Origin of the sequence: Lysinibacillus sp. HST-98, assembly GCF_016757845.1 — a bacterium.
In the GTDB taxonomy this organism is placed as follows: Bacteria; Bacillota; Bacilli; order Bacillales_A; family Planococcaceae; genus Lysinibacillus; species Lysinibacillus capsici.
In genome coordinates this window covers 168,606-192,395 of the sequence record NZ_JAENHX010000007.1, presented here as the reverse complement: position 1 = coordinate 192,395, position 23,790 = coordinate 168,606, and the positions used below count along the sequence as shown (strand labels likewise).

General features: G+C 38.0%; 22 protein-coding genes and 1 riboswitch. Of the genes, 15 read left to right on the top strand and 7 right to left on the bottom strand.

From position 1 onward, the window contains the following. Positions 1-55 precede the first annotated feature (55 nt). The 11 genes from JIN86_RS16535 (at position 56) to JIN86_RS16485 (ending at position 13,874) form a co-directional block, all read left to right on the top strand. Complete coding sequence (locus JIN86_RS16535) at positions 56-295, top strand: hypothetical protein (RefSeq protein ID WP_004224638.1); 240 nt, start codon at positions 56-58, stop codon at positions 293-295. A gap of 199 nt (positions 296-494) precedes the next feature. Continuing rightward, positions 495-935: a cyclic-di-AMP-binding protein CbpB gene (gene cbpB, locus JIN86_RS16530; RefSeq protein ID WP_004224640.1), complete on the top strand. Its 441-nt coding sequence runs from the start codon at positions 495-497 to the stop codon at positions 933-935. Between the two features lie 68 nt (positions 936-1,003). Next, on the top strand, positions 1,004-1,891 hold the full coding sequence (locus JIN86_RS16525) for a transcriptional regulator CcpC (RefSeq protein ID WP_004224650.1): 888 nt from the start codon (positions 1,004-1,006) through the stop codon (positions 1,889-1,891). Between the two features lie 161 nt (positions 1,892-2,052). Next, a complete protein-coding gene (locus JIN86_RS16520) occupies positions 2,053-4,446 on the top strand; it encodes a DUF7408 domain-containing protein (RefSeq protein ID WP_202342408.1) in 2,394 nt (797 codons plus the stop codon). Then, on the top strand, positions 4,446-5,381 hold the full coding sequence (locus tag JIN86_RS16515; protein ID WP_009371212.1) for an ABC transporter ATP-binding protein: 936 nt from the start codon (positions 4,446-4,448) through the stop codon (positions 5,379-5,381). The genes JIN86_RS16520 and JIN86_RS16515 overlap by 1 nt, the downstream gene beginning before the upstream one ends. Next, complete coding sequence (locus JIN86_RS16510; protein ID WP_004224656.1) at positions 5,378-6,223, top strand: ABC transporter permease; 846 nt, start codon at positions 5,378-5,380, stop codon at positions 6,221-6,223. Before JIN86_RS16515 ends, JIN86_RS16510 begins: the two co-directional genes overlap by 4 nt. A gap of 12 nt (positions 6,224-6,235) precedes the next feature. Then, a complete protein-coding gene (locus JIN86_RS16505) occupies positions 6,236-7,660 on the top strand; it encodes a hypothetical protein (protein WP_202342407.1) in 1,425 nt (474 codons plus the stop codon). 11 nt (positions 7,661-7,671) lie between these two features. Beyond that, positions 7,672-8,667 (top strand): AAA family ATPase, encoded by a 996-nt coding sequence (locus tag JIN86_RS16500; protein ID WP_202342406.1) that lies wholly within the window; start codon positions 7,672-7,674, stop codon positions 8,665-8,667. Then, positions 8,664-9,539, top strand: coding sequence for a DUF58 domain-containing protein (locus JIN86_RS16495; protein WP_066037221.1), 876 nt, complete (start codon positions 8,664-8,666; stop codon positions 9,537-9,539). Before JIN86_RS16500 ends, JIN86_RS16495 begins: the two co-directional genes overlap by 4 nt. A gap of 11 nt (positions 9,540-9,550) precedes the next feature. Continuing rightward, positions 9,551-11,296: a vWA domain-containing protein gene (locus JIN86_RS16490; protein ID WP_202342405.1), complete on the top strand. Its 1,746-nt coding sequence runs from the start codon at positions 9,551-9,553 to the stop codon at positions 11,294-11,296. Next, the gene (locus JIN86_RS16485) at positions 11,280-13,874 is read left to right on the top strand and encodes a VWA domain-containing protein (RefSeq protein WP_202342404.1); all 2,595 of its coding nucleotides are present in this window, start codon (positions 11,280-11,282) and stop codon (positions 13,872-13,874) included. The genes JIN86_RS16490 and JIN86_RS16485 overlap by 17 nt, the downstream gene beginning before the upstream one ends. Before the next feature lie 186 nt (positions 13,875-14,060). Here the strand turns inward: JIN86_RS16485 and thiW are convergent, their stop codons facing one another. The 7 genes from thiW to JIN86_RS16450 form a co-directional block, all read right to left on the bottom strand. Then, a complete protein-coding gene (thiW, locus tag JIN86_RS16480; RefSeq protein ID WP_202342403.1) occupies positions 14,061-14,561 on the bottom strand; it encodes an energy coupling factor transporter S component ThiW in 501 nt (166 codons plus the stop codon). Positions 14,562-14,655: 94 nt separating this feature from the next. Beyond that, a riboswitch (TPP riboswitch) is annotated at positions 14,656-14,763 on the bottom strand. Positions 14,764-14,829: 66 nt separating this feature from the next. Continuing rightward, positions 14,830-16,026 carry an MFS transporter gene (locus JIN86_RS16475; protein WP_004224664.1) on the bottom strand — a complete coding sequence of 399 codons (1,197 nt, stop codon included), beginning with the start codon at positions 16,024-16,026 and terminating at the stop codon, positions 14,830-14,832. 569 nt (positions 16,027-16,595) lie between these two features. Continuing rightward, positions 16,596-17,669, bottom strand: a complete 1,074-nt coding sequence (locus JIN86_RS16470) for an ABC transporter substrate-binding protein (RefSeq protein ID WP_004224665.1) — start codon at positions 17,667-17,669, stop codon at positions 16,596-16,598. Then, entirely contained in the window at positions 17,666-18,463 is a 798-nt protein-coding gene (locus tag JIN86_RS16465) for an ABC transporter permease (RefSeq protein ID WP_202342402.1), read from the bottom strand. Before JIN86_RS16465 ends, JIN86_RS16470 begins: the two co-directional genes overlap by 4 nt. After that, positions 18,460-19,269: an ABC transporter permease gene (locus JIN86_RS16460; RefSeq protein ID WP_202342401.1), complete on the bottom strand. Its 810-nt coding sequence runs from the start codon at positions 19,267-19,269 to the stop codon at positions 18,460-18,462. Before JIN86_RS16460 ends, JIN86_RS16465 begins: the two co-directional genes overlap by 4 nt. Next, a complete protein-coding gene (locus JIN86_RS16455) occupies positions 19,259-20,365 on the bottom strand; it encodes an ABC transporter ATP-binding protein (RefSeq protein ID WP_004224673.1) in 1,107 nt (368 codons plus the stop codon). Before JIN86_RS16455 ends, JIN86_RS16460 begins: the two co-directional genes overlap by 11 nt. 17 nt (positions 20,366-20,382) lie before the next feature. Next, complete coding sequence (locus JIN86_RS16450; protein WP_004224674.1) at positions 20,383-20,925, bottom strand: helix-turn-helix domain-containing protein; 543 nt, start codon at positions 20,923-20,925, stop codon at positions 20,383-20,385. A gap of 406 nt (positions 20,926-21,331) precedes the next feature. Between JIN86_RS16450 and JIN86_RS16445 the strand changes: the two genes are divergently transcribed. From JIN86_RS16445 to JIN86_RS16430, 4 genes are all read left to right on the top strand, one after another. Next, entirely contained in the window at positions 21,332-21,874 is a 543-nt protein-coding gene (locus tag JIN86_RS16445; protein ID WP_004224676.1) for a peroxiredoxin, read from the top strand. Between the two features lie 145 nt (positions 21,875-22,019). Continuing rightward, entirely contained in the window at positions 22,020-22,475 is a 456-nt protein-coding gene (locus tag JIN86_RS16440; protein ID WP_004224678.1) for a TlpA family protein disulfide reductase, read from the top strand. A 141-nt stretch (positions 22,476-22,616) separates the two neighbouring features. Next, positions 22,617-23,279: a potassium channel family protein gene (locus tag JIN86_RS16435; RefSeq protein WP_004224679.1), complete on the top strand. Its 663-nt coding sequence runs from the start codon at positions 22,617-22,619 to the stop codon at positions 23,277-23,279. 6 nt (positions 23,280-23,285) lie between these two features. Next, on the top strand, positions 23,286-23,765 hold the full coding sequence (locus JIN86_RS16430; RefSeq protein WP_202342400.1) for a hypothetical protein: 480 nt from the start codon (positions 23,286-23,288) through the stop codon (positions 23,763-23,765). Positions 23,766-23,790 lie beyond the last annotated feature (25 nt).

Below are 23,790 nucleotides of genomic sequence, written 5' to 3'. Positions count from 1 at the left end.
GCATAACGAATAGCTGGGTTGACGCATACTAAGGGTAAAGAAAGGAGTTTTGCCGATGGGTATGTGGTTAATACCAGCTCTAATTGCCATGATAATTATTTGTATAATTTCGTTTGTATACACGTTGAAAATTGCAAAGATGACTTCTGAACGGAAGTCTGAAAAGGATACTCCGATTTCAGAAACGGTTGAAGAGTATTCAACGATTTTGAACCCAATTGTTTGGGTCTATGCAATTTTTTTGCTTTTTTTAGGGATCATGATTTTTTACTACTGGAGTAAGGCTGGCTATTAGTTAAGAACACCATCTTCATTCGGTCACGAAAAACTTGACTGGATGAAGATATTCTAAGTTTTTGCTGTAAAGGCTAAAATAATTCATTGTTCGTGAAAAACTCTTCTCGGCCTGGTCATGGTCATACATAGAAAAGTTGTGATATGATGAAAGGGAAGGACTGTTCTACACAGTGAGGACAGAAAAGGAGAAGAAGTTCATGATTTCAACTAACAGCAAAGACTTATTAGCAATGCCAATTAGTGATTTTATCATTTCCTCTGAAAAAGTTGCACATGTACAAAGTGGAAATAGTGCAGAACATGCACTCCTTGTACTAACACGTACAGGGTACTCGTCCATACCTGTATTAGATTTGAAATATCGACTTCAAGGTTTACTTAGCATGAAAATGATTACCGAATCGATTCTTGGACTTGAGCATATTGAATATGAAAAGCTACCTGATATTAAGGTTGACTCTATTATGGAAAAAGAGATCGCTGTATTGAAGCTGACGGATACTTTCCAGCGTGCTTTGGATTTAGTTATTAACCACGCCTTTTTATGTGTAGTGGACGAAGATGGTACATTCGCAGGGATATTAACAAGACGTGTTATTTTAAAGCAATTGAAAAAATATATTTATCAAAAAGAGTAGTAGCTTAAGAGGGAACTCAGATGAAAATCATGAGGCCCTCTTTGCTTGTATTGGAGGTTTACAGATTGATGGCAACAGAGGCAGAAATTTTAAAAATCTTAGCTGAAGAACGCAATATGCGGAAAGCAGCAGAACGTCTATTTTTATCCCAACCAGCCCTTTCACAACGATTACAAACGATTGAAAAAGACTGGGGTGCCCAATTATTTATTCGTTCACAAAAAGGTTTAACAGCAACACCTGCTGGTGAACAAGTTATTGCTTATGCAAAGGAAATGCTAGCCAAAAAGGAAGAAATATTTGAAACGATTCAATCCTTAACGACAAAGGTAAATGGGACATTAAAAATTGCTTGTGCATCCATTGTTGGTCAGAACTGGCTACCAAAAATCTTGAAGGATTTTGTGTCAAAATATCCAGAGGCTAAAATATCCCTGATGACGGGCTGGAGTTCTGAAATTGTGAAAGCTCTTTATGAGGGCGAGGCACATGTAGGCATTGTACGAGGCCAAGTTGACTGGAAAGGAGAAAAGATCCACCTTTTCAGAGATACTCTTTATTTGGTGGACAAAGAGGTTAAAACAATTGAAGATGTGCTAAAGACAGACCGTCCATTTATTCAATATAAGAGTGATTCCAACTATTATCAAGAAATTCAGCAATGGTGGCAGCAGCATTTTGCCTCGAATCCAAGAAAACAAATTTTAGTGGATCAAATTGAAATTTGCAAGCAAATGGCATTAAATGGTATCGGTTATGCGATCTTGCCTTCTATTACGTTAAATGACCACGATGCCATTTACAAAATCCCTCTATCAAATGATGAAAAAGAGTTTGGTCTTACACGCGATACTTGGCTAATTGGTTATGAATCCTCTTTTGAATTAAGACAAGTAGAGGCGTTTGTGGAAGTAGTGCAGGATCATGCACGGTGTTTGTTTGATTATACTAAATAGAAAATCAGGCAGCTCCAGGTTGTTTTGGAGTTGCCTTTTTGCATTGTAGAATTCTTAAGAGTTTATGAATATTAATGAAGATAACATAAGAAATGGAACAAAATGCAATATAAATCGTATAATTATGTAACCATCTATTTACATAAAAAGGGGTTGAGCTTTTGAAAAAGACAAAATGGACGGCACTGACCTTACTAGTCATGCTGGTAATGAGCTTTATCTTGCCTACAACTCAGGCAAGTGCTGCTGCTACGCTAGAGGTAAAAGCAACAGCGGGTGTTTCTGGTAAAGCGAAATATCAATCAGTAGTACCACTCCAAGTTACAGTGAAAAATAATGGAGCTGACTTCTCAGGAGATATGGCGATTAATTCATCAAATTCTTATGAGGCAGCTTCAGCACTTGTCGTTCCAATTGATATAGCAGCAGGAGAGGAAAAGACATTTACTTTCTATCTTGATGGTTTAGCTGACTATAGTTATTCGGACACAGATTTATTTGCCTTTTATGAAGGAAACATTGAAAAAGGAAAAAAGATTGCCTATAAGGGAACTAAACGTCTGCAATCAAATTTTTTAGACCCCTCATCAACATTCATTTATACATTAACAGATAAAAGTGATCGACTTTCAGCCCTATTACGTTTATCAACATTTGTAGCTCAAAGTAATGTGGAAGTATTTAATATCAATCAATTAAAAGATTATACACTTCCAGAAGATTCGCAGGGACTTGCGATGGCCAATGTCATTGTTGTAGATGAAGTGGCTATTGCTGATTTAACACAGAAACAACAAGAAGCATTACTAAAATGGGTACAGGATGGTGGTACCTTACTTCTAGGTGCTGCTGACCAAATCAATGCTACAGCAGGGATTTTTAAAGAGTATTTACCTTTGTCATTATCACAAGAAATGACTGCGATTTCTGCAGAAGCTTTAACTAAATTGTCAGGAGGCGGCATTTTTACACAGCCGATTTCAGTTTACGCAGCTACTAGTAGTGAAGGAAGTTTACCTGTATTAACAGAAAATAATGCAGTGTTAGCAGCAAAGAAAAAAGTGGGTAGCGGGGAAGTGATTCAAACAACCTTCTCTTTAGGTGATCAACCACTTGCTTCTATGGACGGCTACGGAGCACTTTTAGCCAAAGTGATAAATATTCAAAGTATTTCACAGCAAGGAATGATGAGACAGGGACAATCTCCTCTCGATCAAATATCTTATGAACTTCGTAACATTAATGAACTATTTCCATCATTTGAAGTATCAGTGAGCTATATGCTAATTGTCATTATTCTTTATATTTTAATAATCGGGCCAATTCTTTATTTTGTCTTGAAAAAAGCGGACAAGCGTGAGCATGCATGGTGGATAATACCGTCCATCTCTGTTGTTCTTTCCATTGTTCTCTTTATTGTCGGAGCGAAGGATCGTATTGTTCAGCCACAAGTTCAACAATCTGCGTTCTATAAAGTAAATGAAGACAATAGTGTAAATGGCTATTATGTAGAGTCCATTCTAACGAATCGCAGTGGGGACTTTGTGGTCAATGCTGACCAAAATACAACTGCCGTTGCATTAAGAAATTATAATAACTTCACAGGCACGATGGGACCATTACATGAATCTTCTTATGTAAAAGAAAATGCTAGCGGTTCAACACTAACATTACGTGATTTAAGCTACTGGTCTGTGCAATCCTTTGGTGGAAAAACATCAGCACAAAATATCGGGAAGATGGATATAGATATAACACTGAAAAATGAACAACTATCAGGAACAGTAAAAAATAATTTCCCGTTTGCATTAAAAGATGTCACATTAATCTCTGGCGTGAAAGAAGTAAAACTAGGTGATATTGAAGCAAACGGAACTTTACAGGTAAATAAGGAACTGAAAACAACGGTTCTTCAAAAACCATCTATTTTCAATAATTATAATTATAGTTACCCATCGAAAAAGGATGAGGTAAACCCAATGCGGATTGAACGAATGAAAACTTTAGCATTGCCGCTTGTCGAAAAGGATAACCAGCCAATACTTACAGCTTGGACAGATCAAGCTGTGGTAGGTGTTGAATTAGAAACGAGTGCCAATATGTCACCAATTACGATGCTTGTTCAACCATTTAAAGGAAAAGTTGAGCTAACAGGACCATTTACAATGAAGCGTAATAACTTCTCGTATTCAGTAGAGCCACTATCAGCAAATGGCTATTATGAAAAGATAGAGGAAGAATTGAATAAATGGTACCTATCTGAAGGATTGTACGAAGTAACGATGACCATGCCAGATCAATTTATGGATGCCGTTGAATCACTTAATGAGCTGACAATTTCTAATAAGGATGTCTCACGTATGCAACTATCCATTTGGAATAATGAAACGAATATATATGAGCCTTTAGTCGATACAAAGCAAGTGTTTACAGACAAGGTTTCAACATACTTTAATCAAGATGGAGAGCTTCGAATTGAAATCAAATATGGTCCCGATCCATCAGGAGAACAAACGAAGTTACCAGACATAGAGCTGAAAGGAGTGGCAAAATAATGATTGAAATTCGTGATTTAACGAAACGATACGGCTCCTTTACAGCATTAGATCATTTAAACTTATCTTTAGAAGAGGGCGTTGTATTTGGATTTGTTGGCGCAAATGGAGCAGGGAAATCAACGACATTCTCTATTTTAGCTACACTATTGTCACCGACTTCAGGAGATGCTCTGATAAATGGCAAAAGTGTTGTGAAGGAACCAAAAGAAGTTCGAAAGCAAATTGGTTATATGCCCGATTTCTTTGGTGTTTATGATCAGTTAAAAGTAGATGAATATTTAGATTTTTATGGAGCGAGCTACGGTATCCAATTAGCAGAGCGTCAAGTGTTAATTCCACAACTATTAGAACTAGTGAATTTAACAAGTAAACGCTATGAATATGTTGATTTATTATCACGTGGTATGAAGCAACGCTTATGTTTAGCTCGTGCACTTATCCATGATCCAAAGGTACTGATTCTAGATGAACCTGCATCAGGACTAGATCCACGTGCTCGCGTGGAAATGCGAGATATTTTACGGAATTTAAAGTCTATGGGAAAAACAATTTTAATTTCGTCGCATATTTTACCTGAACTTGCTGAGATGTGTGATGAAATCGGTGTTATTGATAATGGTAAATTAATTGCACATGGAAATGTAGCCGCGATTCAGGCCCAGCTACAAGGAGAAAAGCGTATTGTGTTGAAAGTGACAGATCAATTGGATGCAGTACGAGCGTTTTTAGAGGAAGATCCGCATATTTCCTCAATTGATGTCATGGAAAATCGTTTAGAAATAGCCTTTAACTATCGAGGAACAGATGCTGAGCAGGTGGCATTGCTAAAAAAAGCGATGCTTATAGATTTGCCAATCTATGCATTAAGTGAAGAAGAGAAGGATTTAGAGGATGTCTTTATGGCGATTACGAAGGGAGCGGACAATCAATGATGGAAAGATTTTATAATCCAGTACTTGTTAAAGAATTGAAGTTACGCTTCCGTTCTTTTAAAAGCTTTTCAGGTTTAATGTTTTATTTAGCTGTACTGTGTATTTTCATTGCAGGGTTTTTATTGCTTACAACTGAATTTACTGGCAGAGGCTTCTTTAGACCAGAGACAAGCTTTATGATGTTTGCTGTGCTAACCATCTTGCAAATGGCATTAGTTCTTTTCATTACACCAAGTTTGACTGCAGGTGCTATCAGTAGTGAGCGCGAAAAGCAAACATTAAATATTTTATTAACAACGACACAAAGTTCTACACAAATTGTTATTGGAAAATTACTATCCTCCGTAGCATTTCTAGTATTGATGCTGGTAGCGGGATTACCACTATACAGTCTAGTGTTTCTATTCGGTGGTGTGTCGCCTTCACAGCTTATTTCTATATTTTTATTTTATTTAGTCACTGTAGTAGCAATAGGTAGTATAGGTGTGATGTTTTCTACGATTACTAAGAGAACTATTGTTGCCATGATTGCCACATATGGCTCAATCATTTTCTTAGGAGGTATTACAGCATTCTTCTTCTTTTTAACAATGGCCTTTCATCAAATGGGTAATGCCATTGGAACAGGTGCCTCCTTTATGACCTATTTCTGGGCATCTATTAATCCAGGTGCCTTGATGCTGACACTTATTTCTCCAGAGATGGGAGATACGTTAGCAGAGCTTTCGGGTGTAGAACTACCTGTATGGATTACGTATTTAATTGCCTATGTATTCATCATTGTACTTTGTTTAACCATTGCGATTAAAAAATTACGTGCCAACATGAAAAGTAACCGATGAGGAGGAATTGGTATGGAGCGTCGTAAGCAATTACGAAAATATATTCAGCGTGCAAAATCGAGATTAACTCTTGAACGAAGCATTCCCATTGCACAATACGGTTTGTTTTTGGCATTGCTTTCGAGTGCTTCTCTCGTACTTATTTCCCGACTATTTGTCTGGCCATATTATCGCCAAATAGCATTAGGTGCCTTTATTACCGTTATTATTGCAACTATTGCTTCTATTTGGTGGAAGCGGGTCAAAGAGAAAGAGGCATTGCATAAACTGGATCATTATTTCACACATAATGAATTAGTGACAGCTTTATCATTTAAAGATGATCAGGATCCTCTTGTTCAATCATTATTATCGAAAGCGATCCAAAATGCTGAAAAAGCTTTCGCAGACTTTAAGGCTCGAAAGAAAAATCTATTTCGTCCAAAGGCGTTTATCGGATTATTTATTACAACAGTTGTACTAGCCATTCTTTATATGTTCCCAGCAGCTACGCAAATTGAAGCAATAGAGGTTGAAAAGGAGCAAGCAGTTATCGAAGATATGAAGAAGGAAGTTGCTGAATTAGAGAAGAAGGCGGAAACAAAAGAAGTAAAGGAGCAATTGCAAGAACTTCAAAATACTTTAAAAGAGGCTGAAACAGCAGAAGAAGCTTTACGAGAAGTTGTCAAAAAGCAAAAGGAGCTAGCATTAAAGGAGCAGCAATTAAAGGACAAACAAACAGCTAGTCAAGATGGCACAACAGAAGGCCAAGGATTATCGAAGGAAGAGGTTAAGCAGCTAAAAGAGCTTGCCCAAATGCAGCAAGGGCTCACAGAAAATGCAAATGCCACACAAACTGCTATGAGTAAACTGGGTAAACCAGCAAGTAACTCCTTACAAAATGCAATAGCGAGTGCCAATAATGCCAGCAGCAACAATCAAATCAGTCAACAGTCATCTGGTAATTCCCAACCTAGTAATCAACAAAGCCAGTCTAGTCAAAATAATGCGCAAAGTGGTTCTCAACAGCCAAATGGTAGTAGCCAGAGCAATGGACAAGGCCAAGGACAAGGCCAAGGACAGGGACAAGGTCAGGGACAAGGACAAGGTCAGGGACAAGGACAAGGACAGGGTCAGGGGCAAGGCCAAGGCCAAGGCCAAGGCCAAGGACAGGGTCAAGGAGCAGGAAGTGGCCAAGGCGGTCGGAATTTGTTAACGACACCGAATCGAATTGGTGGGGCAAGTGAGACATCAGTAGATGGTGGCGCATTAGGAGATGGTTCCCATGTATCTGAGCAACAAGGAAATGGTCCGATAACAAAAGGTTCTATTCGACCTTATGAAGAAGTAATTGGCTCTTATAAGGACAGCTATTTAGAGAGTTCAGAGCGTTTACAATTACCGAAGGATTTACAAAATGTCGTGCAATCTTATTTCACGTCAATTGAGTCGCAGTAGGAGGAAAAGAAATGGCCTTTACAGAGCAACAGTATGTAGATATGAGTACGAAATTACAACAAGTTAAAGAAGAAATTCATCGCTTCATTGTTGGACAGGAAGAAGCAATTGATTATACCCTGTATGCAGTATTAGCAGATGGTCATGCATTGTTAGAAGGTTTACCTGGCTTAGGAAAAACGATGTTAATTCGTACCATTTCAGAGGTACTGGATCTGTCGTTTTCACGTATTCAATTTACACCAGATCTTATGCCAGCAGATATAACAGGAACGAGCATGATTGAACGTACACCCGATGGAAAGCAGCAATTTACCTTTCAACCTGGGCCAATCTTTAGTCAAATGGTATTGGCTGATGAGATAAATCGGGCAACACCCAAAACCCAAAGTGCCTTGTTGGAAGCAATGGGAGAAAAAACCGTAACAATATTAGGGGATACAAAAAAACTGGCGAAACCATTTTTCGTGTTGGCAACTCAAAACCCTATTGAAATGGAAGGAACATACCCATTACCAGAAGCACAGATGGACCGTTTCCTTTGTAAAATTCTTGTACCCTATCCTGAAAAAAGCGAACTTATTGAAATTATGAAGCGAACGACAGGTGCCCAGGAAATTGGTTTACAGAAACAGATGGATACGGATGCTCTCATTCAAGCTCAGCAAATGGTAAAGGAAGTGATGGTTGCTGATGAAATGCTAGAGTATGCAACTGATCTAGTGGTGGCTACGCATCCTGAAAGATCCGATGCGCTTGATGAGGTTAAACAATATGCAATGTATGGCAGTGGACCACGTGGTTTGCAGAGCTTAATCAAATTGGCAAAGGCAAGAGCTTTAATGAATGGTCGTTTTCATGTTTCTGTAGCGGATATTAAATCTGTTGCTAAGCCTGTTTTACGTCATCGCATGCTGTTGAATTATGAAGGGGAGGCTTCAGGAAAAACAGCGGACGATGTGATTGATGTTATTTTAGAAAAAGTTCAGCAAGGTATTAGCAAGTGACAGCAAAATACTTATTGCCCGAAGACTGGTTAGCGAAAATCAGTCGCTTCCAAGTAGCGACGGCCTCCAAACTACGCGGACAACATAAGGGCTCGCACCGTTCTCAACGCTTCGGGGCATCCCTTGATTTCTCGGATTTTCGAGAATACCATTTAGGAGATGATGTACGCCAAGTGGATTGGAACGTCTTTGCTCGTACAGATAAATACTTTATTAAAAGGTTCTTAGATGAGCAAGAGATGCGTGTACATATTCTACTAGATGCTACCAAATCGATGGGGCAACATGCTAAGTGGTTATTTGCTCGTCAAATTGTGGCCTCCCTCGGTCTAATGGTATTAGGTCGAGATGATCGTCTATCCTTTTCTTTTGTCCAAGATGAAGTGAAGCCACCATTTCGACGGAAGGGTACCATGTATCGCCGAGCTTTTTTACAGCTAGTAACAGATATAGAGGAAGCTAATTACTCTAATCGTTTTGCCAAGGATGCACTTAAAGCTTTACCTAAAGATAGTACCGTATTATTCATTGTTACAGATGGATTAGAGCCAATTGAGGAATGGGAACAGCTATTAAAAAGGCTACCACGCTATGCTGGAGATGTTCGCATTTTGCAAATTGTAACGCAAGAAGAACTGTCACCAAATTATTCGGGTGATGTACGTCTCCTTGATCGTGAAACAGGTAATGATGTGAATGTGACGATGTCCTCTAAAGTATTAGAGTCCTACCATGCAAGACGCATACTACATGAAGAAGAATTTGAAGCCATTTGCCGTCGCTTTGGTGTTCGAAAATTACAATTGAAAGTGGAAGATGGATTGCAACATGCGATTTTCCAGCAATTATTAAAAGCACATTGGATTAGGTGAGGTGAGCCGTATTGGGCTTTAGTCAAATTATATTTAGCTGGACGGCCATCATCCCGGTCATTGTCCTACTTTATTATTTCTTTCGAAAAAAATATACAGATCAAACAGTTTCTTCGACGCTTTTTTGGTCGGAGATTATGCAGGAAACGCGAGTATCGCCTTATTTAAAGCATTTACAAAAAAATGCCCTACTATATTTACAGCTTCTTGCTTTACTGCTACTTGTTTTGGCATTGATGAATCCTTATATAAAAAAATCAACCATTGTTGGTGCACAAACCATATTTATTGTAGATACTTCAGCCACAATGCTGGCAGGCAAAGAGCAATCAACCTTTGACGCTCATAAACAGGAAATGCTGAACTTGATGGATGAATTGAATGGTCGACCTGTCACATTAATTACAACTGGCGCTACACCAACAGCTGTTTTACAGCAAGAAACCAACACGAGTGAAATAAAAAAAGCTATTCAAGATTTACAAGTAACCTATGAAACTGCTGAAATGAATAAGGCGCTGGATGTAGCACAGGCATTTGTGGGCGATACACCAACTTCTATCTATGTTTTTACAGATACACTTGATAAAAAGCAATTACCGATGGACAATGATTCTGTGAAATGGCTAGTAAGAGGTGCTACAAAAGACTTAACAAATATCGCTATTACCCGCTTTGCTGCTACGACAGATGGACAAGCTTCGTTGGCACTTGTCCAACTCCATAATGATACAAATACCGAGCAAAAGGTAACACTCGCATTGAATAATGCAGAGGGTGAGGAGCTGGTAGCAGAAAGTGTCGTTGTGCCTCCAAATGAAGCCATTACGAAAACATTTAAAGATTTGCCTTTAGCAAAATCGATGACAGCTATTATTGATGCAAAAGATGATTATGACATAGACAATCAACAAACTGTTTTACTACAAACGACTACGTCCAAAATTATTGTTGATCAAGGCTTGCATCAACTGATACAAAAAGGTTTTCAAACAGTTAGTAGTGGCGTGAAAATCGTCCCTTCCTTGCAAGTAGCTGACAATCAAGATGCTACCATAATCACAAACCAATCAGCCTTATTGGAAAAGATGGACAACCCCCTCGTATTATTTGGTCGTGATGATGCAGAAAAAGTAGATGCGAATGGGACGGTAAGCACTAGAAGTGATGCATTATTTGCCTTTAGTGAACTAAAGGATGTTTATGTTAGTGCTGTTTATCCTGGCTTTGCGGACTATGAAACGATTGCTTCTGTTGGAGAAGAGCCATTCATCCAACGCTCCCCTAAAGGAGATATCGTTGTTTTAGCGGATATTGCTGATACAGATTGGCCCTTACATCCATCATTCCCACTATTTCTATGGAGTACAGAGCAGCAGCTAACAGAATCAGTTGGGTCACTTGGGATTTTTTCACCCAATGAACAACGTGCAGTTGCTTTAGCGCAAGGAGACTGGAATGTTTATTCGCAAGAGGACGAGTTTCTTTCGTCTGTTACCAAGGGTATGCTAACTGCGCCCAAACAGCCAGGCATTTATATGGTACGCTCAAATAATGAGGAAAAACAATTGATTGTGCAATTGCAAGCCCAAGAACGTGTTATTGAACAAGGAACAAGCTTTACATTAGGTGATATCTCAGACAACGGAAAGGAAGAAGTGTCGATGACCTCTTTCGTGCCTTGGCTAATTGTAATTATTTTACTATTGCTTGTTTCAGAGTGGGAGGTGCAACGACGTCGTGGATTTACGAATTGATATGCCGTTAGTATTGTTGTTACTCCTTCCATTATTTTTGTATTTTGGATGGACATACTTTCATGAGCGGCGGCGACTCAAAAGAAGTCATATTGTTGTACTTACTATTCGCATAGTGGCAGCAGGCTGTTTAGTTTTTGCACTCGCAGGTCCATATCTATTATTACCAATAAAAGAAGAACAAATTGTTTATTTAGTAGATCGTTCTGCTTCTATGAATGGTACGGAAGATGAGATGGTTCAGTTTATACAGGAGAGCCTACAATCAAAAAAAGAACCACAACTTGGGGGCATTTATTCATTTTCCTCTACTTTACAAACAGAAGCTATTTTGTCTAAAACATTAAAGGAAGTACCAAAACTAACTGAAATCAAAGCTACCGATCAAACGAATATAGAACAAAGTCTACAGCTTGCTTCAGGGATTATAGATCCTAAAAAAGCAACTCGTCTTGTGCTATTAACAGATAGTAATGAGACAAAGGGAGATGCTTTAGAATTTGCTACGAAGTTGAAAGGGTCCAATATTAGTGTGGATATTAAGCCTTTTAGTCAACCCGTTGTCAATGATGTATCACTAAAAAGCTTTGTATCCCCTCAGGTGGCTTATGTTGGAGAGCAACAACAATTAGTGACAGACATATATGCAACCTCAACAGGCCAAGGTGAGCTGTTATTATATGAAAATGATGAGCTTATTCATCGAGAGGCAGTTGAGCTGACAGAAGGCACGAATGTGTTTACCTATAAACATGCAGCAACAGCTGAAGGACTTGTAAAATATGAAGCCGTTGTTCAAGTTGGTCAGGATGCTATTTTTGAAAACAATAAGTTAACTAGTGTCACAATGGTTCAAAGTGAACCACATTTATTAATCGTTAATGGTTATGATACAGCTTCACCCATCGCAGCAGCACTTGGTAGTCAATCCATTGCCTATGATGTTGTAGCACCTAAAAGTCTACCAAATGAACTATCCAGCTATTTGCAATATAATGCTATTATTTTCGACAATGTACCAGGTCATTTAGTAGGTGAAGCAAAAATGAGTGTTATTGAGCAAGCAGTCAAAAACTTTGGAGTTGGTTTTACAATGGTTGGTGGAGAAAATAGTTTTGGTCTAGGCGGCTACTTTAAAACACCGATTGAAACCTTATTGCCAGTGGAAATGGAAATTAAGGGCAAAGAGCAATTACCTTCCTTAGGATTAGTGATTGTACTTGACCGTTCTGGCAGTATGCAAGGCTCGAAGCTAGAGCTTGCTAAGGAAGCTGCGGCACGTTCTGTTGAGATGTTGCGAGATGAGGATACATTAGGATTCATCGCCTTTGATGATCGTCCTTGGGAGATTATAGAGACAGGGCCACTTAGCAGTAAAGAAGAGGCTGTGGATACTATTTTATCCGTAACACCTGGTGGGGGAACAGAAATCTATAGTTCATTAGCTAAAGCCTACGAGAACCTTGCTGATTTAAAGCTCCAACGTAAGCATATTATTCTCTTAACAGATGGGCAATCACAGGCAGGGAACTATGAGGATTTAATTACTGAAGGAAAAGAAGATGGTATAACCTTATCGACAGTAGCGATTGGACAAGATGCCGATGCGAACTTATTAGAAGCACTTAGTGACATGGGCAGTGGACGTTTCTATGATGTCATAGATGAGCAAACCATTCCTTCTATTTTATCTCGTGAAACTGCTATGATTTCCCGTACCTATATTGAGGACAATCCATTTTACCCTGCAATTTATAATGCAGCAGGATGGAACGCACTGTTTGCTAATGGTGTCCCACAAATGAATGCATACATTGGGACAACGGCAAAACAGGGGGCTACTGTCGTAGCAGAAAGCGAAAAGGAAGATCCTGTGTTAGCGCAGTGGCAATATGGTCTTGGTAAAACATTTGCCTTTACATCTGATTCAACGGGTAAATGGACAGGAGATTGGGCAAGATGGCAAAATTGGGGAGTATTTTGGCAAACACTTATTTCTCAAATGCTACCAAGCTACAATGATGTAGCCTATGATGTAAGATTGGAAGCAGATGGTTCCTTTATGATTACAGACCCTACAAATGAAGCTGCATTTTTAGATATTGTTGCAGTAAATGAAGCAGGGGAGGAGCTAGAAACACAACTTGAAACCATTTCCGCATCCCAAGTTCGAGCTGTAGTACAAGCTGAACCTGGATTAATTTTCTTCCGTGTAGCAGATGAAAAGCAGGCCATTTATCAGGCAGGGCTAAGTGTTCCTTATAGTGCTGAATACGAGCTACTCCCTGTAAATAACCAACTGATAGAAGAGTTAACGCAACGAACAGGAGGCACTGTTTTAAGGGAACCACAAGATGTCTTCCGTGACTTTACGACAAAAGGAGCAGATCGGCAAAATATTGCCACATGGCTACTCTTAGCGAGTATGCTTCTTTTCTTTATTGATATTACCATAAGACGTTTTGGTTGGAATTTCCTAACGAATGCGAAGAAAAAAGAGCCGCTGGTTGAGGAAAAAACTATACCAGAAGACACGAATGTAGCACAGTTGTTAAAAGGCATGAAAAAACGATCTTAAAATAGAGGAAGCAGTGCAAACTCGAATAGTTTTGCACTGCTTTTTATATTCCTTGAAATAGAGAGCTCTCCCCTTTGTAAAGAGGGTAAGAATTATCTAAAAAGTAGGCTCTTTGCTCATAAAGAGAAGAAAAGCGCTCCAAATTGGACTACCCCAGCTCAATGAATGCTCATAATTCAATCCCTCTCAATAAAGAGAAGAATGAAACCTCTTTACTAGCTCTGTTTTACGCAAGCTACTCGCAACCATTACACCTAAAATGGCGCCGATTGTACTAGATGTTAAAAAGGCTGGTAGGAAGAAGAATGCTGCTACAGATGTTCCCATGAATAATTTTGCGTAAGGGACGGCAATAAGTGAAGCCAAAATGCCAGTTCCGATAACTTCTCCGATACTAGCTAACCACATTTTATTACTATATTTATAGGCAAAGGCAGCACAGAACGCGCCGATGATACTACCCGGGATGGCTAGTAGAGAGCCTGTTCCAGTAAGAATACGAATGATGGCAGTGACAAAGGCAACTATAACTGTTGGTACGGGTCCAAGTATAATAGCTCCTATCACATTAATCGCATGCTGAACGGGGTAAGCACGTGCGATGCCTGTTGGGATGGATACGAAAGTAGAGCCTGCAACAGCAATGGCTACTAATAAAGCCATGACTGTTAATTTACGAATTGACATAAAGTTCACTCCTTTTGGTAAAGTTGGTGAGGAAAAATAAAAAGGCCACTCCCTTTAAACAATAGGAAGCGGCCTTGCGTGTATATAGTGATAACAGCAAGTAGCGCCACTTCCCTCCGCTAGTGTGAACTAGATCAGGTTCAAAGGGTCCGTATATTACCATATACGTCTCAGCCTTTTAAAGACTCCCCTAGTGGTTAAGATTATTCAATTTAGTGAATCAACAATAATGTAACATACTGCTAAAAATAGTCAATGATTTTTCAGACTATTTTGTATCGGGTTGCATTAAATGAGGTGCTTTTTTCACTGTCCAGATGAGTGCAAGGAAGAAACAAGCTAATAATATGATAGAACCAAAAATATAGGGGCTATTCATATTCCAGTCAAATAATAAACCTGCCAAAGCGGGTCCAATCATATTCCCAAGGCTCATATAGGCATTATTCAAGCCCGCAGCGAATCCCTGCTCTTTTTCTGCAAGTTTTGAGATAAGTGTATTAACAGCTGGACGAATTAATGTCGTTGCTGTAGAGAAAATTGTTGCTACAACTAATATAAGGGCAAAGCCAGAAACAAATAATATTAAGAAAATAGCAACGGATGCAATAAACAAATTAACTAGTACTACTTTCATTTCACCATAACGATTGAACAGTGGTGTAATAATAAACATTTGTACTACTACTCCAAAAGCACCACCAACAACTAATATAATCGCTATATCTACAGGTGTGTAATTAAACTTTTCTGTCACAAATAATGACAATGTCGTTTGGAAATTTGCAATTCCAAACGAGAACACCAGCATAATTATGAGCATAACAAAATAAGGCATATGTATGGAACGAGCCATTTGCTTCGCCAGATTGTCTTGCTTTTGTTTCTGTTGCGCAGTGTTTGGTTTGGTAGAAGGTAATAAAAAGTAAGATAAAATAGATGCTACAATGGCTGCAGCTCCAGCTGTGAAAAATGGGAAATGTAAGCTTACCTTTGCTAAAAAGCCACCAATACCAGGTCCAATCATAAAGCCAAGAGACATAGCGGCACCCAACATCCCCATACCTTTCCCGCGTTCTTCATAGGTTGTGACGTCAGCGACAAAAGCCATAATAGGAGGAGCAACAAATGCAGAACCTAGACCACCTAAAAATCGTGCTAAAAAGAGCATCCATACATCTGTAGCAAGGCCAAATCCGATTTGTGCAAGACCTGTTACGATAAGACCGAAAATGATTAAATTTTTTCGACCGTACTGATCTGAAAGATTCCCAGCAATAGGAGAAAATACGAATTGAGCTAAGGCGAACGTTGCGATTAGCATACCTAGAACTTGTCCTGCTGCACCAAATATTTTTAAATACTCTGGCATGACAGGAATAATAATGCCAATACTCCCCATTGCGATAAACATATTAAACATTAAAATATACAAAGCCGCCTTATTGGACTTCTGCTGGGTCATCGAATGAACCCCCTTTTTGTAATCAAATTTAGTACAGTCTATCATAAAGAATTATTGCTTGGCTAATAGTTAAGATTATCGTACTGGTTCTATATTTAGAATGGTTTTCCACAAAAGTTTTCATCTGCGTACCTAAGGATGATGAAATAATACATTTTAGTCATAAAAATTGAGGGAGGAGAACTATAGAATCGAGCAACAACAATCGATGGATTTCTCTTATAAAAGAAGAATTAAAAAATTTGTGAGTTTGTCTGTAATGGTCTATAAATTGTAGCGACTGTTATAGTAGTGGCATCAAAATTATGGAATACCAAAAGTACACTTATGGCTTATTTATTGTTAATACAATGGATAAAGAAAATATAAATTTATGCAGATTAGATGAAAAAATCTATAGGTAAAGTTTCCTATAACAGATGATGGGAGCATCTATTAAAATTTAGATAAAATATTTTCTAAATATAATAATACAAATAGTCGATTGAAAATGTTCTTATTTAATAGGAAGTTAGATAGGCAGAGAAAAAAACTAGCGAATTGGTGTGAAAACCAATTCGCTAGTTTAATTATCGGATACTCATTTTAAATTCTAAAAATAATTCGTTGTATTTCCCTAAATAATCAGGTCCCAAATTTTTGTAGACCTCTAATGTATCGCGTTGTTCTTCAGAAGGATAGTAGCGTTCGTCGGAAACAACTTCTGCGTCCATCAAGTCCATGGCTGCAATATTAGGAGTAGAGTAGCCTACAAAATCGGCATTTTGAGCACCTGATTCAGCACTTAGCATGAAGTTAATAAATGCGTGGGCACCATCAATATTTTTCGATGTTTTTGGGATGACCATATTATCAAACCATAAGTTTGAGCCTTCCTCAGGTACAGCAAAGTCTAACTCTTCATTTTCATACATCATGTCAGCTGCTTGGCCAGACCATGTAAGGGCAACAGTTGCCTCATTATTAATCATTAACGGTGTAATTTCATCTCCAATGATCGCTTTTACATTTGGTGCGAGTGTGATTAATTTGTCAGTAGCTTCACGAAGTTCCTGATCATCTAGTGAATTCAGAGAATAGCCAAGACTGTTTAAGCCCATGCCCATGACTTCACGCGCACCATCTACTAAAAAGACTTTTCGCTTTAAAGAAGAGTCCCATAGATCGTCCCAAGAGGAGAAGTCTAAGTCTCCAACAAGGCTTGGATTGTAGACAATACCTACTGTTCCCCAAAAATAAGGGACAGAATATTTATTGTTATCATCGAATGGTAAATCTAAAAAGTAAGGATCAATATTTTTTAAATTAGGGATTTTCTTCTTATCTAAAGGAATCAATAATTTTTCTTCCTTCATCTTCTCAATCATATATTCAGAAGGGACAGCAATATCGTAAGCTGTTCCGCCTTGTTGAATCTTTGTCATCATAGCTTCATTGGAATCGAATGTTTCATAGATAACATGAATGCCTGTTTCTTTTTCAAATTCTTTTAACAAATCAGGATCAATATATTCTCCCCAGTTAAAGATGGTTAACGTGTCTTTTCCACTTTTACCGCCACCAGCACTTAAGGCATCAGCCGCGTAGAATAAAAGGGCTGAAACGAAAAGGATGGCGATGGTAGCTTGAATTAGTGACTTCATCGTTGACCCTCCATTCTTTTACTCGTACGACTAGTAATGAAATAATAACCAACAACAACTAAAACCGTAACAAAGAATACTAAACCAGAAATTGCATTCACCGTTAGAGAAATTCCTGCGCGGGCCATTGAATAAATTTCTACGGATAAAGTACTAAAGCCATTACCTGTTACAAAGAATGTCACGGCAAAATCATCTAATGAATACGTAAGGGCAAGGAAGAAGCCTGCAAAAATACCTGGCTGAATATAAGGAAGAATGACACGCATCATAACGTCCTTTTTCGTTGCTCCTAAATCTAATGCTGCATCGATTAATGAGTTATTCATTTCTAGTAGCTTTGGTAAAACCATTAATACCACAATCGGTACACTAAATGCGACATGCGCTAATAAAACAGATGCAAAGCCCAGTTTAATGCCTACCATTGTAAATAAAATTAAGAAGCTAGCCCCGATAATAACGTCTGGGCTGACGATTAAGACATTGTTTAAGGATAATAAAGTATTACGCATTTTAGAATCCTTAACCGTCACAATCCCAATTGCTCCCAGCGTACCAATAATAGTAGAAATGAGAGCAGAAAGTAATGCCACGATGACCGTATTTATTAATATAACAAGAAGACGTGAATCTTCAAAAACAGCTTGATAATGCTCCAAAGTAAAGGATTCAAAATTATTCATGGAGCCGCCACTATTAAACGAGTAAAAGATTAAATAGAAAATTGGAGCATAGAGAACGATAAAAACAATTGTTAAATAGACTTTGGCTGAAGCAGATAGTTTGTTCATCGTACGCCACCCCCTTTATCTTTTTGTCCCGTAATTAGCATGATAATCACCATGAATAAAATTAAGAATACAGCAATAGTGGAACCCATACCCCAATTTTGTGTCACAAGGAATTGCTGTTCAATCGCTGTGCCTAGAGTAATGACACGGTTCCCTGCAATTAAGCGAGTAATCATGAACAGGGATAGGGCAGGGATAAAGACGACTTGAATACCAGATTTAACGCCATCCATTGTCAATGGTAAAACAACACGACGGAAGGTTGTAAAAGCCGAAGCACCTAAATCACGTGCTGCATAAATGAGTGTTGGGTTTAAACGATCTAAAGAATTGAAGATCGGTAAAATCATAAATGGAATAAAGATATAGACCGACACAAAGACAAAGCTAATATCGGTAAAGAGCATTTGCTTTGGATCAAAGCCAAATACTTCGATAAATGCATTAATAGGCCCGTATAACCCAAAGATGCCGATAAAGGCATATGTTTTTAACAAAAGATTAATCCATGAAGGAATAATAATAAGTAGAAGCCAAAGTTGTTTATGCTTTGTCTTCGTTAAAAAATAAGCAGTTAGGTATGAAATTAATAGTGTAAAGAATGTAATTAAAAATGCATACCAAAACGAGCTCAAAGTCATCTTTAAGTAAACCGAAGAAAAGAACGCTTTGTAGTTATCGAGCGTAAAGTTGCCATGTAAATCAAGCAGGGAATAATAAACAACGAGTGCAATTGGCGCGATAACGAAAAAGGCAATCCATAACACATATGGAAATAACGCTGATTTCGATGTTTTAGTTTGCATCTTCATCGTCTCCATACGATTCTAATCGTTTATCAAACTCTTCCTCTGTTTCGTTTAAGCGCATTACGTGAATCGCCTCAGGATCAAAGTCTAAACCAATCTCAGTCCCTACTTCTGCTTTCTTCAATGAATGGACTAGCCACTCATTACCATCTTTATCATATGTGGATAATTCATAATGTACCCCTCGGAATAATTGTGTATCCACTTTTACCACAAGTTTGCCTTTATCAATTGTTGTCATTTCTAAATCTTCTGGTCGAATGACAATATCTATTTTTTCATTTGGCTTCATCCCTTGGTCAACACATTCAAAAACATTGCCAGCAAATTCAACCTTGAAATCCTCAATCATCACGCCAGGTACAATATTGGATTCACCAATAAAATCAGCAACAAAGCGGTTAATCGGTTCATCATAAATATCCACTGGTGTACCTGATTGCTGAATTTGGCCTTCACTTAAGACAAAAATTTCATCACTCATGGCAAGTGCTTCTTCCTGATCATGTGTAACAAAGACAAATGTTTTGCCAAGACGTTGCTGTAATTCACGTAGCTCATATTGCATTTCTGTACGTAGCTTTAAGTCTAAAGCTGAAAGTGGCTCATCCAGTAAAATTACTTCAGGGTCATTGACAATGGCACGTGCAATCGCGACACGTTGTCGTTGTCCACCAGACATTTCAGATATTTCGCGGTTACCATACCCTGCCAAATTGACAAACTTTAAGGCTTCAGCTACACGCTCTTTTATGTCCTTTTCAGGAAGCTTTTTAATACGTAGGCCAAATGCGACATTTTCAAACACATTTAAATGAGGGAACAGCGCATAATCCTGAAAAACAGTATTAACTTGACGTTCATTGGCAGGAACTGCATTAATCTTTTTATCATGGAAAAATACATTTCCTGTTGTAGGTTCCGTAAATCCTGCAATAATTCGTAAAATGGTTGTTTTACCACAACCTGATGGACCAAGGAGTGTATAAAATTTCCCTTTTTCAAGCTCCAAATTGATATTTTTTAAAACGACGGTGCCGTCACTATATGACTTTGAAACATTTTCAAAGCGGATAATTGAATTGGTTGTCATGGATGCGCCTCCTTAAGCTATAAATAAGAATCTGTTGCGACAAGTAAAATTTTTGTTTCATCATCATGTGCATTAAAAATCTGATGATGGTCTGTCGCGTCATAATAAAGTGCGTTACCTTCACTTGCGATATACTGTTCATTCCCTAAAACGAGACGAATACGCCCTTTAACCACATAAATAAATGTTTCAGAAAGTGAAGGCTCAAACTGTTTGAACTCGCCATCTGCCGCAAAGGTTAAGAAAATGGGTTCCATCTCTTTTTCATTCGAAGTAGGAATCAGCCATTGAATTTCATATTTTTTTTCTTCATCTGTATAGGTAGATTGATCTTCCTCTGTATAAACAACCTTTTGTTCAGGTGATTCATCATCAAAAAAGTCTTTGGGTCTTGACCCTAATACTTCTAATATTGAAAATAATGTTTCAATTGAAGGTGAGTTTAGATCCCGTTCTAATTGGGAAATATAACCTTTGCTTAAATCTGTACGTTCTCCAAGTTCCTCTTGGGTAAGACCTTTTTTTAAACGAAGCGCTTTAATTTTTGCTCCTATTTGCATCTTTTCCCTCCTAAGAGAAGTTTAGCAATGATAAACTTTTGAAATATGAAGTTTACTTTAACGAAACTTTTAGTTTACTAAAACCATTACAATTATACATAATAATAAAAAATTTGCAATCGTTTTTCGTGAAAAAAATAGCTATAAAAAGTTGTGAAAAGGGGTATAAATGAAAATGAGAAAAATTTTGAATAGTGTAGAATATTATTGTCAAAGATAGCTTGTAGATAGACAGTAGCAATAATTCCAGTTATGGATTTGACGAATTTTTGTCAATCCATTTCAATCATCCAAACGGGCGGAGTTTACTTGTTTGAAAAACTGCGGTTACTCTGCTATCGTAGAAGACGAGTTCGCTAGTGCGAATGGAATATATAAACTACATATTTATTCGGAGGGATTTATTATGGCAGAACGCATGGTAGGTAAACAAGCACCTGACTTTACAATGGAAGCAGTACTTTCAGACAAATCATTTGGTAAAGTATCATTAGAAGATATTAAAGCACAAGATAAATGGACAGTTCTTTTCTTCTATCCAATGGACTTTACATTTGTATGTCCAACTGAAATCACTGCAATGAGCGATCGTTATGACGAGTTCGAAGACTTAGATGCAGAAGTAATCGGTGTTTCTACTGACACAATCCATACACACTTAGCATGGATTAACACAGACCGTACGCAAAATGGTCTTGGTGAATTAAAATACCCATTAGCTGCTGATACAAACCATCAAGTATCTAAAGAATATGGTGTATTAATTGAAGAAGAAGGTATCGCATTACGTGGTTTATTCATCATCAACCCAGAAGGCGAATTAAAATACCAAACAGTATTTGATAACAACATCGGCCGTGATGTTGATGAAACACTACGTGTACTTCAAGCACTACAAACTGGTGGTCTTTGCCCAGCTAACTGGCGTCCAGGCCAAGCAACTCTATAATTTAAATAGAGGATTATGCGAAAAATTAAAAGTCCCCACGACAAGCTTGTGGGGACTTTTAACTGAATTTTTGTTTTGGGAAAGAGTTTTTTTACCCCGTTATCTAAATATTTGAAGACAAACGATCTTTTAGAGGAGGATTTTTATGAAACTTCGTGAACAAATGCCTGAATTAGTTGGCGCAACGACTTGGTTAAATGGTGAAGTAACTAAAGCAGAATTAGTAGGCAAAAAACCAACATTAATCCACTTCTGGTCAGTAAGCTGTCATTTATGTAAAGAAGCAATGCCAGATGTGAACAATTTCCGCGATCAATATAAAGATGAATTAAACGTTGTAGCAGTACATATGCCACGTTCTGAGGCAGATACTGATTTAGATACAATTAAAGCAGTAGCAGCAGAGCATGATATTGTACAACCAATCTTTGTAGACAGTGAAATGAAGCTAACAGATGCTTTTGAAAACCAATATGTTCCAGCATATTTTGTGTTCGATAAAGATGGACAGCTGCGTCATATGCAAGCTGGTGGTAGTGGTATGAAAATGCTAGAAAAGCGTGTAAATCGCGTTTTAGATGAGATGCGTAACGCTGAATAATAACGATATGTTGAAGACGGGGATTGAGATCCTCGTCTTTTTTGTTGTCCACCATTGACGAATTGGCTCTTGTTTTGACAATACATATCGCAGAGAATAGGCTACAATGGTGGTATAGTAGTTTTCGGAGGGATTTTTATGATGAAAAAAGAGTTTGCAGTCATAGGGCTTGGACGTTTTGGAGGTAGTATTGTTCGTGAATTAATGAGTCAGGGCGCACAGGTAATGGCAATTGATCATTCTTCAGAGCGTGTAGATGAGTTTGCTTCCATTGCGACACAAGCTGTTATTGCAGATTCAACCGATGAATCGGTGTTGAATTCATTAGGTATTCGTAATTTTGAGCACGTGATTGTAGCAATTGGGGAAGATATACAAGCAAGTATATTAACAACAATCATTTTGAAGGAAATTGGTGTTGAGCAAATTACAGTAAAAGCTCAAAACGATTACCATGAAAAGGTTTTACGTAAAATTGGCGCAGATTTTGTCGTCCATCCAGAGCGAGATATGGGTATTCGTATTGCTAATAATATGTTGTCGAATACTGTTCTAGATTATTTAGAGCTATCAGATGAACACTCCATTATGGAATTAAAGGCTAATGATGCGATTGCTGGCTATTCCATTATGGATTTAGATATTCGCGCTAAATATGGCATCAACATTGTAGGAATTAAACGTGGGGCTGATATTATCGTATCTCCACAGGCTAGTGACAAGATTTTATTAGGAGATATTATGCTTGTTATAGGCGCTGATGTTGATATAAATCGCTTTGTTAAAAAGGCCTTGAACGGGTAAGGGCAAATGACGAAACGCAGATGGAGACTTGTTATATTCGCTGGTATTTTATTAGTCGGTGCTTTTATTATGCAAAACAGAGAAAAAAGTGAAGATGAAGCAATTTCTCTTGTTCTAGATCATGCCACAGAAATTGACCACATTGAATTATTCCAAGGAGATCAATCACTATTTCGTGCTACAGGCGATGAAGCACAAGACTTTATTGAGAAATATCCTTTAAGTCATGTAAGGAAGCTTTCCAAAAAGGAAAGAACTATTTTTGAAGAAAAGCCTGTATATCATATCGTTTATAAAATGAAGGGTAAGCCTCTTTATGAGGTAGAAATATTAAAAGTGGCTATTAGTTCTGAACTTGATGAAGAGTTACAGCAAATGGTTTTTCGTGTGGATGATGCACAATATTTGGTTTATTGGGCAAAAGAGAAAAAGGTACTCGAACAATCGACCAACACGCAACGATTACTTGAACAATACGGGCAATAATGCAGGTAGTGATACAGCAATTCAT

Coding starts and splice junctions, on each gene's coding strand:
- thiW (WP_202342403.1), bottom strand. CDS start 14,561: ATGTCAATTCGTAAATTAACAGTCATGGCTTTATTAGTAGCCATTGCT.
- JIN86_RS16525 (WP_004224650.1), top strand. CDS start 1,004: ATGGCAACAGAGGCAGAAATTTTAAAAATCTTAGCTGAAGAACGCAAT.
- JIN86_RS16435 (WP_004224679.1), top strand. CDS start 22,617: ATGAAAAAAGAGTTTGCAGTCATAGGGCTTGGACGTTTTGGAGGTAGT.
- JIN86_RS16470 (WP_004224665.1), bottom strand. CDS start 17,669: ATGAAGTCACTAATTCAAGCTACCATCGCCATCCTTTTCGTTTCAGCC.
- JIN86_RS16510 (WP_004224656.1), top strand. CDS start 5,378: ATGATGGAAAGATTTTATAATCCAGTACTTGTTAAAGAATTGAAGTTA.
- JIN86_RS16450 (WP_004224674.1), bottom strand. CDS start 20,925: ATGCAAATAGGAGCAAAAATTAAAGCGCTTCGTTTAAAAAAAGGTCTT.
- cbpB (WP_004224640.1), top strand. CDS start 495: ATGATTTCAACTAACAGCAAAGACTTATTAGCAATGCCAATTAGTGAT.
- JIN86_RS16500 (WP_202342406.1), top strand. CDS start 7,672: ATGGCCTTTACAGAGCAACAGTATGTAGATATGAGTACGAAATTACAA.
- JIN86_RS16445 (WP_004224676.1), top strand. CDS start 21,332: ATGGCAGAACGCATGGTAGGTAAACAAGCACCTGACTTTACAATGGAA.
- JIN86_RS16515 (WP_009371212.1), top strand. CDS start 4,446: ATGATTGAAATTCGTGATTTAACGAAACGATACGGCTCCTTTACAGCA.
- JIN86_RS16535 (WP_004224638.1), top strand. CDS start 56: ATGGGTATGTGGTTAATACCAGCTCTAATTGCCATGATAATTATTTGT.
- JIN86_RS16460 (WP_202342401.1), bottom strand. CDS start 19,269: ATGCAAACTAAAACATCGAAATCAGCGTTATTTCCATATGTGTTATGG.
- JIN86_RS16505 (WP_202342407.1), top strand. CDS start 6,236: ATGGAGCGTCGTAAGCAATTACGAAAATATATTCAGCGTGCAAAATCG.
- JIN86_RS16440 (WP_004224678.1), top strand. CDS start 22,020: ATGAAACTTCGTGAACAAATGCCTGAATTAGTTGGCGCAACGACTTGG.
- JIN86_RS16455 (WP_004224673.1), bottom strand. CDS start 20,365: ATGACAACCAATTCAATTATCCGCTTTGAAAATGTTTCAAAGTCATAT.
- JIN86_RS16430 (WP_202342400.1), top strand. CDS start 23,286: ATGACGAAACGCAGATGGAGACTTGTTATATTCGCTGGTATTTTATTA.
- JIN86_RS16475 (WP_004224664.1), bottom strand. CDS start 16,026: ATGACCCAGCAGAAGTCCAATAAGGCGGCTTTGTATATTTTAATGTTT.
- JIN86_RS16465 (WP_202342402.1), bottom strand. CDS start 18,463: ATGAACAAACTATCTGCTTCAGCCAAAGTCTATTTAACAATTGTTTTT.